At 68.6% G+C, this 6,705-nt stretch carries 5 protein-coding genes and 1 rRNA gene; 2 read left to right on the top strand and 4 right to left on the bottom strand.

The features are described 5' to 3' along the window. The first annotated feature begins 174 nt into the window (after positions 1-174). Positions 175-287 (top strand): 5S ribosomal RNA (rrf, locus tag HHL10_RS10205). Positions 288-431: 144 nt separating this feature from the next. Next, positions 432-1,379: an alpha/beta hydrolase gene (locus HHL10_RS10200; protein WP_169160241.1), complete on the top strand. Its 948-nt coding sequence runs from the start codon at positions 432-434 to the stop codon at positions 1,377-1,379. A gap of 1 nt (position 1,380) precedes the next feature. On the opposite strand, the gene fusA is transcribed toward HHL10_RS10200, so the two are convergent. From fusA to HHL10_RS10180, 4 genes are all read right to left on the bottom strand, one after another. Beyond that, complete coding sequence (gene fusA / locus HHL10_RS10195) at positions 1,381-3,429, bottom strand: elongation factor G (protein WP_169160240.1); 2,049 nt, start codon at positions 3,427-3,429, stop codon at positions 1,381-1,383. Between the two features lie 167 nt (positions 3,430-3,596). Then, a complete protein-coding gene (locus tag HHL10_RS10190; RefSeq protein ID WP_169160239.1) occupies positions 3,597-4,592 on the bottom strand; it encodes a lysylphosphatidylglycerol synthase transmembrane domain-containing protein in 996 nt (331 codons plus the stop codon). A 1-nt stretch (position 4,593) separates the two neighbouring features. After that, complete coding sequence (gene clsB, locus HHL10_RS10185) at positions 4,594-5,850, bottom strand: cardiolipin synthase ClsB (RefSeq protein ID WP_169160238.1); 1,257 nt, start codon at positions 5,848-5,850, stop codon at positions 4,594-4,596. Beyond that, the gene (locus tag HHL10_RS10180) at positions 5,847-6,701 is read right to left on the bottom strand and encodes an endonuclease/exonuclease/phosphatase family protein (RefSeq protein WP_169160237.1); all 855 of its coding nucleotides are present in this window, start codon (positions 6,699-6,701) and stop codon (positions 5,847-5,849) included. Before HHL10_RS10180 ends, clsB begins: the two co-directional genes overlap by 4 nt. Between the last annotated feature and the right edge of the window lie 4 nt (positions 6,702-6,705).

Genomic DNA, 6,705 nt, shown 5'->3' with positions numbered 1-6,705 from the left:
TAAGCTGACCAGTACTAATTGCCCGTGCGGCTTGACCCTATAACTTTGACCCAGCGGTCAAGGTAGAGAATTCAAGGTTGTTGCCCGAAAGAAGGCGACGCAATCAATGAGCTGAAGTCGACTCTATCGAATTGGCTGGGCTGCCCCAAAAAGCAGCCCGGCGACCAGTTCAAGCCTGATGACCATAGCGAGGTGGTCCCACCCCTTCCCATCCCGAACAGGACCGTGAAACACCTCAGCGCCGATGATAGTGCGGATTCCCGTGTGAAAGTAGGACATTGTCAGGCTAATATCCCCGCCAAACGCCCCGACCAGAATATGGTCGGGGCGTTTTGCTTTGTCAGCTGTTAAATCGATAGAGGCTCTGGCACCAGCTCAAGGCTGGAGAATGGGCGACAGGCATTGACAACATTCTGAATGCCGCATCCGCGATGATTGCCCGCCTCCTGCAGTTCACCACCGGCCTTTGGCTCGCCTCCGTGCTGGGTTGGCTCGGTTGGGCTTTCTCTCGTGGTCGCCCGCTGACGGCAGTGTTGGGCGCGCTGCTTCTACTCAGCTTGCATGCCGTGGTGTTGGGGCTGGAGTTGCTGTTACATCGCCATGTCAGCCGGCATGACGGTGTGACGCCCGCGCCGCTCCGGGCTTTATCGCGTGCCTGGTGGACAGAATGCGTGACCGGTGTGCGGGTCTTTTGTTGGCGGCAGCCATTTCGATATCGCAGCGAGTCTGATTTCCTGCCGCCAGCCGGTACCAGCAGCGGCGTGCTGCTGATTCACGGTCTGGTCTGCAACCGCGGTGTCTGGAATTCCTGGCTGCGTACATTGCGCCAGCGCGGCATTCCGGTGCTGGCGCCCAGCGTGGAGCCGCCTTTCGGTCGGATCGATACCTGGGTGCCAACCATTGATGCAGCGGTGCGCCGGCTGCATGCCCACACCGGCGGGCCAGTCCTGATCGTGGCGCACAGCCTCGGCGGCATCGCGGTGCGTGCTTGGCTGCGGCAGGGCGGCGATGCTGCCCTGGTGCAGCGTGTCTTCACCATTGGTTCTCCACACCGCGGCACTTGGCTGGCCCGATTCGGCTGGAGCCCCAACGCCCGTCAGCTGCGATTGGACAGTCCCTGGCTGCAAGCACTGGCCCGGCACGAGGCAAAGACGACACCGCGCGTGCCGTTCACCTGCTTTTTCAGCGACTGCGACAACGTCGTGTTTCCACCTTCGGTGGCCACACTGCCGGGGGCTGACAACCGCTTGCTGCGCGGCTGGGCGCATGTGGATCTGCTCGACGCTCCCGAGATCCTGGAGACGGTGCTGCAATGTGCGGCAGCTCCGTCCCCGGTACCTCATGCCGACTGGCGCACCGGCACGGCCTCGAAGCCCTGACTCACTCCTCTTCGCGCACCTTGTACTGGCTGACCAGCTGCTGTTGCGTGTTGGGCGGCACGGGGTCGTAGTGCGACAGCGCCAGCGTGTAGCGGCCCTGGCCGCTGGTCATGGCGTTCAGGCGTGACTGGTAGTTGCTCAGCTCCGACAGCGGCACCTGTCCGCGCACCAGCATCGTCCCGGCGGCGCCGTTTTGCGTGCCATTGACTTGCCCACGACGCGCGGAGAGATCGCCCGTGACGTCACCCATGGCCGTGTCCGGCGCCAGGATCTCCACGTTGACGATGGGCTCCAGCACGATGGGCCGTGCCTCGCGTATGGCGGCCATGAAGGCCTTGCGCCCGGCCGTGACGAAGGCGATTTCCTTGCTGTCCACGCTGTGGCTCTTGCCATCCAGGACGACGACACGCACGTCCACCACCGGATAGCCGGCAATGGCGCCCGAGGCCAGCACCTCGCGCACGCCTTTCTCCACCGCCGGAATGAACTGGCCCGGGATGGCGCCGCCCTTGACCTGGTCCACGAATTCGAAGCCCGCGCCACGCGGCAGCGGCTCCACCCGCAGCATCACTTCGCCGAACTGGCCGGCACCGCCGGTCTGCTTCTTGTGGCGGTGGTGCCCTTCCGCGGCGGCAGTGACGGTTTCCCGGTAAGCAATGCGCGGCGGCCGCGTCTGCACTTCGAACTTGTAGACCTCGCGCAGCCGCTCCAGCAGCACGCGCAGGTGCAATTCGCCCAGGCCGTAGACGATGGTTTCGTTGGTGGTGGGCACATGCTCCACCTTCAGGCACGGGTCCTCGTCGAGCAGCTTGGTGAGAATTTCCCACAGCCGCTGCTCGTCGCCATGGCGCTTGGGTTCGATGGCCAGGCCATGTACCGGCACCGGGAAGTCCAGCGGCTGCAGGTGGATGTGGTCGTCCTCGGCCGCGTCGTGCAACACGGCGTCAAAGTGCAGCTCGTCGATCTTGGCCACCGCGCACAGGTCGCCCGGCAGGGCGCGCGAAACCTCCACATGCTCCTTGCCCTGCAGCATGAAGAGGTGGTTGACCTTGAAGGGCTTCCGGCCGTCGCCGATGTAGAGCAGGCTGTCCCTGGTGACCGTGCCCTGGTGCACGCGGAAGATGCCCATCTTGCCGACGTAGGGGTCCACCGTGACCTTGAACACATGGGCCAGCACGTGCAGCGACGGATCGGGCTGCGCCTGCAGCGGCTGCGCTTCTTCGCGTTCGCCCTTGAGGAACGCCGGCGGGTTGCCTTCGCCCGGGTGCGGCAGCAGCTTGTCGATGACGTCGAGCAGTTGCGCCAGGCCGGCACCGGTGCGCGCGGAGACGAAGCACACCGGAATCAGATGACCCTCGCGCAGTGCCTGCTCCAGCGGCGCGTGCAGCTCACTGGCGTCCACGTCGCCGTCGTTGAGGTAACGCTCGACGAAGTCGCCATCCACCTCCACCACCTGCTCCACCAGCGCGCGGTGCGCGTCCTCCACGGCGCCGAAGTCGGTCTGGCCTTCACGGTTGAAGAAGCAGTCCACCACCCGGCTGCCGCCTTCGGCCGGCAGGTTCAGCGGCAGGCATTCGCGGCCGAAGGTTTCCTGCAGCTGCGCCAGCAGGGCGGGCAGGTCCACGCCCTGGGCATCGATCTTGTTGACGATGATCAGCCGGTCGAGCCGGCGCTGCGCCGCGTACTCCATCATGCGCACCGTCATCGGCTCGATGCCGGTGGCGGCGTTGACGACCACCGCGGCGGTTTCCACCGCTTCCAACGCCGGCAATGACTGGCCGACGAAGTCGGGCGCCCCAGGCGTGTCGATGAAGTGAATCCGCGTGCCCTGGTGGTCCAGGTGCATCAGCGCCGAGTTCAGCGAGTGCTGCATGCGGCGCTCCAGCGGGTCGAAGTCGCTGACCATGCTGCCTCGCTCCAGGCTGCCCGGCGCGCCGATGGCGCCGGCGTGGTGCAGCAGTGCCTCGGCCAGGCTGGTCTTGCCAGACGCCGCCGCGCCCACGAGGGCCAGGGTGCGGATCGCGGCGACGGAAGAGGATGGGCTCGACATGGCGGTCTCCTTGTGCGCCGGCTCCGCGGCACGGCGCGGTTGAGGTGGTGGCAAACCAGCGTACGGGATCGCCCCGGGGTGCACAAGGCGAGCGCCTTGCGCCATGTCGTGGTGCGTGCGTCTCAAGCGCCGTGGGTCGGGGCGGGTGTCGACCGGGACGGCGCCGCTCAAGCCTGCGGCTTGGCCATCCGTGCCGTGACCCGGGTGCGGCGCAGCCGCGCCTCCAGGCCGAGGTAGACCAGCGCCGCCGCCGCCAGCGGCAGCAGGTAGAACAGCGCCCGGTACGCCAGCAGCGCCGCCAGCAGCTGCGCCTCGGGCTGCAGCCCGGCCAGCAGTGCCATGAACACGGCTTCCAGCACGCCCAGGCCCGCCGGCACGCGCATCGCGATCACGGCCATGCTGGTCATCATCAGCGCGCCCAGCACCGTGGGGTAGTCCACGCGGCCGTGCAGCAGCACGTACAGCACGCTGGCGACAAAACCCCAGTGCAGCGCCGACAGCAGCACCTGCAGCAGCGCCAGCCCGGCGCGCGGCAGCTCCAGCCGGTGGCCGCGCAGCGTCCACAAGCGCCGCGGCGACCAGCGGCAGGCCGCCAGGTACACGCCCACCACGGACCAGAGCACCAGGCCGACCCAGCGCAGCGCATCCGTGGTCAATGGCGCCTCGGGCGGCAGCCGAACCCAGCCGCTGAGAAACACCGCCCCGGCCAGCGCCGCGTAGCCGATCCAGTTGGTCAGCAGGCTCAGCCCCCAGACGCGCAGGATGGTGGCGATCGGCAGGCCTTGCTGCGCGTACAGGCGCAGGCGCAGCGCCACGCCGCCCACCATCGAGCCCAGGTTCAGGTTCGCGGCAAAGCTGACGAAGGCGGTGGCTGCCACGCGTGCCGGTGGCAGCTGGTGGCCGCTGTAGTAGCGGCCGAGCAGGTCGTAGCTGATGTAGAGCCCGTGCGCGACCGCCACCGCCAGCGCCGCCAGCAGCAGCGTGCCTGGGCGGTAGGCCAGCAGCGCCTCCCAGGCGGCGGCCCAGTCCAGGCTGCGCGCGCGCCAGGCGATGAAGCCCAGCAGCCCCAGCAGCGCCAGCGCCAGCAGCGGCCGGCGCACGCGGACCCAGGCCTGGGCCAGGAGCCGGGCCGGCAGCGCACCGTGGGCCACCGCGCGCTCCATGTCAGCGGTCGGCCTGGTGCAGCGCCTCGGGATGGACGTCCACCTGACGCCGCCCGATGAAGGAGCGCACGAACTTGCCGCTGCGCGGCAGCACCTCGGCCCAGCTCGGGAAGTGGCGCAGCAGGTGGAAGGCCAGCGCGCTGCCGAGGTAGCGCCACATCGTGCGCTTGGGCAGCGCCTCGCGGCTCATCTCGGTGCACTCGTTGTCGATGAGGCGCTGCAGCCGCTGGCGCAGGTCCGCGGCGAAGTCGCGGTCGCGGATCAGCAGGTTGGCCTCCAGGTTGAGCGACAGGCTCAGCGGGTCGAGGTTGCTGGAGCCCACCGTGGCCCACTCGCCGTCCACCACCGCCACCTTGCCGTGCAGTGGGCGCTTGCAGTACTCGTGCACGTGCACGCCGTCCTTGACCAGCGAGTGGTAGAGCATGCGCGCGCCGATGCGCACGATGGCCATGTCGGGCTCGCCCTGCAGGATCAGGTGCACCGCCACCCCGCGGCGCGCGGCGCGGCGCAGCTCGCGCAGCAGCCGGTAGCCGGGGAAGAAGTAGGCATTGGCGATCACGACCTCGCGCCTGGCGGTTCGGATGGCCGTGCGGTAGCAGCGCTCGATGTCGTTGGTGTGGCGCTCGTTGTCGCGCGTCACCAGCACGGCCTGCGCGCTGCCCACGGGCGGCAGCACCGACGGCGCGGGCGGTTGGATCTTCACCGGGCGCCTGAAGCCGTGCCGCACCCACTGCAACAGCGCGTGGCGCACCGGCGCCAGCACCTCGTGCACGAAGCCGTGCATCTGCCGCACCACCGGCCCCTGCACCTGTACCGCGTAGTCCTGCTTGGACATCGGGCCGCTGGCGATGAGGTGGTCCTCGGAGAAATTGATGCCGCCGATGAAGGCCAGCTCGCCGTCGATCACCACGATCTTGCGGTGCATGCGGCGCACGAGGTTGTAGCGCAAGCCCAGCAGCCGCGGCCGGGGGTCGTACACGTGCAGCCGCACGCCCGCGTCGGTGAGCGCGCGGATGAATTCGTCCGACAGGTCGGGCGAACCGTAGCCGTCCACCGTCAGGTCCACCTGCACGCCGCGGCGCGCCACTTCCAGCAGCACCGCGTGCAGCTGGCGGCCGACCGGGTCGTCGAACAGGATGAAGGTCTCGATCACCACCTCGCGCCGAGCTGCCGCGATGGCGGCAAACACGCGCGGGTAGTACTCCTCGCCGTTTTCCAGCACTTCAATGCGGTTGCCCGCCGTCCAGTCCAGCTTCACAACATCACCTCCGCAGCCAGGGGCGCGTGGTCCGACAGGTGGGACCACGGACGCTTGGGCAGTCCAATCGGGGCGTGGCGCAGGTTGCGCACGTAGATGCGGTCCAGCCGCAGCACGGGATGCCGTGCCGGGAAGGTGCGCGGCGTGCGCCCATGCGCATGCGCATGCACCTCCTGCAGCTCCAGCTCCTTCTGCAGCCGCGCGTGCGCGCACAGCCGCCAGTCGTTGAAATCGCCCGCGATCACCAGCGGTGCCTGCGGCGGCACCGCGTCGCGCAGCAGCTGCCCCAGCAGGTCGATCTGACGCTGGCGCTGCGACTCGCGCAGCCCGAGGTGCACGCAGATGGCATGCAGCGGGTACTCCGAGTCCGGCAGCTCCAGCTCGCAGTGCAGCAGGCCACGCTTCTCCACCCCGTCCAGGTCCAGGCTCACGTCCACGTTGCGGTGGCGCAGGATCGGGAACTTGGACAGCAGCGCGTTGCCGTGGTGTCCGCCCGGCGAGACGGCGTTGCGCCCGTAGGCATGCTGGTGCCAGATGGTGTCGGCCAGGAACTCGTACTGCGGCATGCGCGCCAGTGCCTGTCCGGCACCGCGCCCGTCCAGGCGGTGCGCGGCCTTGCCGGCCAGGGCCTTCACCGGGCGCAGGTCATGGCGGTGCGAGGCCGCGCCCGCCACCTCCTGCAGGAAGACGATGTCGGCGCCCGTGGCGCGCACCGCTTCCCGGATCTCGGCCAGCACGTAGCGGCGGTTCATGACCGTGAAGCCCTTGTGCAGGTTCAGCGTCAGCACGCGGATGTGGGGCGCCGGGTGGGCGGGGGCGTCGTCGCGGCGCAGCGGGACCGGCAGTCGCATCGTG

It is taken from the genome of Azohydromonas caseinilytica, assembly GCF_012927045.1.
GTDB lineage: Bacteria > Pseudomonadota > Gammaproteobacteria > Burkholderiales > Burkholderiaceae_C > Azohydromonas > Azohydromonas caseinilytica.
The sequence above is the reverse complement of the archived record's forward strand: the minus strand, read 5'-3'. Positions and strand labels throughout refer to the sequence as shown.

Excerpts from the sequence above, each read along its gene's own strand:
- fusA (WP_169160240.1), bottom strand. The coding sequence starts at position 3,429 with ATGTCGAGCCCATCCTCTTCCGTCGCCGCGATCCGCACCCTGGCCCTC.
- HHL10_RS10180 (WP_169160237.1), bottom strand. The coding sequence starts at position 6,701 with ATGCGACTGCCGGTCCCGCTGCGCCGCGACGACGCCCCCGCCCACCCG.
- HHL10_RS10190 (WP_169160239.1), bottom strand. The coding sequence starts at position 4,592 with ATGGAGCGCGCGGTGGCCCACGGTGCGCTGCCGGCCCGGCTCCTGGCC.
- HHL10_RS10200 (WP_169160241.1), top strand. The coding sequence starts at position 432 with ATGATTGCCCGCCTCCTGCAGTTCACCACCGGCCTTTGGCTCGCCTCC.